General features: G+C 45.2%; 2 protein-coding genes and 1 other RNA gene. All 3 read left to right on the forward strand.

Annotated features, from left to right (window positions below):
- The coding region (gene pheT, locus KKI13_06180; GenBank protein ID MBU4488633.1) for a phenylalanine--tRNA ligase subunit beta at positions 1-1,590 on the forward strand (1,590 nt) is incomplete at its 5' end.
- A 61-nt stretch (positions 1,591-1,651) separates the two neighbouring features.
- Positions 1,652-1,847: non-coding RNA, 6S RNA (gene ssrS, locus KKI13_06185), on the forward strand.
- Positions 1,848-1,959: 112 nt separating this feature from the next.
- Positions 1,960-3,582: TonB-dependent receptor (locus KKI13_06190; protein ID MBU4488634.1), on the forward strand; the 1,623-nt coding region annotated here is incomplete at its 3' end.

The following is a 3,582-nucleotide window of genomic DNA, read 5'->3' on the forward strand; positions in this document are numbered from 1 at the left end:
CTTTTTGAGACGGGTCAGCCGATGCACGCCTTCGATTACGATAAGATAAAAGGCAATGAAGTGATAATAAGACGCGCAGCGGAAGGCGAAAAGATACTTTCCATAGACAATATGACGCGAAAACTGGAAAAAGATATGCTCATAATCGCCGATAGCGAGCGGCCTATTGCTGTGGCCGGCGTAATGGGCGGGTTCAATACAGAAGTTTCGGCGGGCACGAAAAATATACTTCTTGAGAGCGCTTATTTTAATCCCGTATCCGTAAGAAGGACTTCCTACAAGCTGGCGCTTAGCTCTGAGTCCAGCTACAGATTTGAGCGCAGCGTGGATCCGGGTATGATTCTTCGCGCATCTGACAGGGCCGCAGTTCTTATTGGCGAAATATGCGGCGGCAAGATAGTGGAACTGCTTGATAAGGGGGAGAAGCCCGGCAAAGATAGGAACATCGAACTAAGAATAGAGCGCCTAAACAACGTATTAAACCTGAAGCTTACCGAATCCTATGTCAAAAAGGTGTTATTGGGCCTGTCGCTAAAACCGGTATCAAAGAAAAAAGGAGTTATCAAGCTCTCCATACCCAGCTTTAGGCAGGACATAAAATATGAAATAGATATCATTGAGGAAGTCGCGAGAATGTACGGCTACGACAGGATAGGCACAACCATACCCAAAATAATCCCGAACCCCCAAAGAAAGCCGTTTTTATGGCAACTAAAAACAAAGACGAGAGATATCCTTACCTCACTCGGCCTTAATGAGATTATGACATACGGCCTTACAAGTCAGGCGAATCTGCACAAGGCATTCGGCTTGGAAATGCCCGAAGCAATAGCCGTGAAAAATTATCTGAATGTAGACCAGGAACTGATGCGCCCGTCAATTTTGCCGGGCGTTCTCAGCGTTTTAAGCCGCAATATAAGCCGGGGCATAAAGGATTTAAAGATATTTGAAATAGGCAATGTATACGGGAAAAATTATCATTACGAAAGCGCGCATTTATGCATAGCCCTGACAGGACTTTTTTCCGACGATTGGCAAAGGGAAAAATCTCCGCTTACGTTGTTTGACCTAAGAGGAATTCTGGACACATTGTTCTCAGAACTTGGGATATCTCACGATAAGATTGAGATCGGAACGGGAAAAAGACCGCAGATATTTTACGACAAAAAGTATATTGGCTATTTCACAGCACTGGATAAAAAAGTTCTCGACGCATTCGACTTGACAGAAAGCGTCTTTTGCGCCGAGATAGATCTTAATATATTAAAGCACCACGCTAATCTCGAGAAGAAGTTCCGGGATATACCAAAATATCCTTCCATAAAAAGAGATATATCGTTAATAGCCCCTAAAGAAGTCACTTTCAAAAGCATTATTTCGCTTGTATCCCAAAAGAGCGCGGATTTAGTGGAGAATGTAGAGCTTCTTGACAGGTATTCCGGAAGACAGATACCCCAAGGACATCAGGGGCTCGCTTTTCGCATAGAGTACAGGGGAAGAACAAGGACTCTTACTTCGAAAGAGGTGGATAAGATCCATTTTGCTATCAGGGATTCTCTCGTCGAAAAATTAAAAGTAACACTGCGCTGACCCTTATTGGTTTCGCTTCTTCTTGAAATAACATTCCATATGTGATATACTTCCTTATAGAAGTTCCCTGCTTTGCGCGCGAGAAGAAAACGAAAAATCTGAACCAACAAATTTATAAAGGGAACCTAACTTCGTATATGGCACGCACGTCCCCCATGTAGTGGTAGCGCGGGGAAAGCGTAAAGTATGCGGGAGGGTGCCCACCTGTAATTAACAGGTTCACAGATTTGACGTTTCCACGGCACGGCGGGGACGTTATAAATTAACCCCACCGTTATTGGTGGGGTTAATTTTTTGCATAGGGATTGTTAACCAAAAATATACAATAGGTTGACAATAGGACTTTTCTGGTGGTAAAATAGGCCTTGTATGAGATTAAGGCCTTTATTTTTTATATTCTTATTAAGCATAATAGCGGTAAAGCCGTCGTGCTACGCGGCTGACGAAGCGGAATTGCCTCCCATAGTCATTACCCCCTCACGCATACCCGAAGAGACCCCTTTAAGAAGCGTCAGTTATATCAATTCAGGCGAATTCGATGAGGCCATAGGCTCTTCTATAACAGACCTTGTGAACGATCTGCCTTCCATTGACGTCAGAGAAAGAGGCGTCCGGGGGGTCCAGGCCGACCTGAATATCAGAGGCGCTACTTTCGAAGAGTCCATGGTCCTTCTTAACGGCGTAAGGTTCAATGACCCGCAGACGGGCCATCACAATATGGATATCCCTTTTACATCTATGGATCTTGAAAGCATAGAGCTTGTCCGCGGCGGGCAGAGCGCTCTTTACGGCCCCGATGCCTTCGGCGGCACCGTCAATTTTATTACGAAAAGGCCGGGAGAGCGCCGAGTAACTACCGCGTTCTCGATGGGCCAGAACGGCCTCTTTAGAGAAGCCGTCTCTATAACACAGCCCGTGAAGAACCTGAAGAACAGGGTATCATTCGAAAGGAGTGATTCTTCGGGATACAGGGGTAAAGAGACAAGCTTTCATATAACTACGTTTTCATTTGACTCGCTTTTGGAAACAGATGCCGGTGAGGTCGAGGTTATAGGAGGCTATTTATACAAAGATTTCGGCGCAAGCACCTTTTATTCGAGCCTCTATCCGAATGAGCATGAAATGACCGATACCAGAGCAGGCATGATAAGAATGAAATTCGAGGAAGGCATGGTTAGCGTAGAGCCGAAATTTTACTACAGGCGCCACTGGGACAGATTTATTCTCGATAATGACAGGCCGTTCTGGTATAGAAACACTCACAAGACATATACCTTGGGCAGTGATATTCAGACAACCGTCACCACGGATTTGGGCACGATCATTTTCGGGACAGAGCTTTCCTGGGATAAGATCGACAGCACAAATCTGGACAAACATAAACGAGACCGCGAAGCCGTATTTTTCGGCTACAATCATAAATTTCCTTCGGGTTTTTTAGTAAACGCTAATATAAGGACCGACTGGTTTTCGGCATTCGGATGGGAATTCTCGCCTCAGATAGGCCTCGGTTACAGCATAGATGATAAGATCGTATTGCGCAGCTCCGTTAACAGGGCTTACAGGATACCATCTTTTACAGACCTATATTATGTAGACCCCGGTAACATAGGCGACGCTAGTCTTAAGCCCGAAAGCGCCTGGTCTTATGAAGGCGGCATAGACTATAAAGACAAATTTATAACTATATCCACAACGGTCTTCAACAGAAACGGCAGAAACATCATCGATTGGGTGAGGGATTCCAAAGCCCAACCATGGCGGGCGACAAACGCGGGCAAGATCGACACATTTGGAGTAGAAAACCTCATTGAAATCAAACCGGGTGAAATCTGGAGGGGCATATCCATCGAAAAGGTATCGCTCGGTTACGATTTTATTAACTCAGATAAGAAATCCGGTACGGCAGCCTTCTCAAAATACGCGCTCGATTACCTCCGCCACAATTTTTCATTAGGCGTAACGGGCAAATTCCCTTTCGGCATAGAAGAA

It is taken from the genome of Candidatus Omnitrophota bacterium (assembly GCA_018894435.1).
Taxonomy (GTDB): domain Bacteria; phylum Omnitrophota; class Gorgyraeia; order JAHIPI01; family JAHIPI01; genus JAHIPI01.